This window comes from Streptomyces durocortorensis, from assembly GCF_016901035.1.
Classification (GTDB): domain Bacteria; phylum Actinomycetota; class Actinomycetes; order Streptomycetales; family Streptomycetaceae; genus Streptomyces; species Streptomyces durocortorensis.
Genome location: NZ_JAFEUF010000562.1, coordinates 1 through 452, shown reverse-complemented (window position 1 = coordinate 452; position 452 = coordinate 1). Strand labels below are relative to the sequence as shown.

The 452-nt window shown below is 75.0% G+C and carries 1 protein-coding gene; it reads right to left on the bottom strand.

Features of this window, described 5'->3' with window-relative positions:
* A partial coding sequence (locus JS521_RS36075) for an N-formylglutamate amidohydrolase (protein ID WP_205087044.1) occupies positions 1-452 on the bottom strand: 452 nt, incomplete at both ends.

Sequence of the window (452 nt, the reverse complement as noted above, 5' to 3'; positions counted from 1 at the left end):
AGCCCCGCCAGCGCCCCCGCCAGCGCGTCGAGCCCCGGTCCCGCCGGGCCGCCCGGCTCGCTCATGTACGTGTCGCGGCGGATCTCGATCATCAGCGCGGTGACCCGGCGGTCCGTGCCGTAGTGCTGGAGAGGGACGTACGTACCGGCGAAGGGAGTGTCCCGCCCGATGCCGTCCGCGCCGGCACAGCCGCCGAAAGCGGTCTCCGCCGCCGCGAGGAGTCCGGGCGGGGTGTGGAACGGGTCGGTGCCCAGGCAGACGGGTGGGCGCGGGTCGGTGCCGTGGAGTTCGTAGGGGAGAGGTGCGGTCGGGTACGAGTGGACGTCGATGATCACCGCGCGGCCCGTGGCGGCGATGCGTGCCTCGACCGCGGCCGTCATCGCTTCGGCGTAGGGGTGGAAGTACGCCTCCAGCAGGGGGGTGGGGTCGCCACCCGGCGGGCGGAGCGGGGG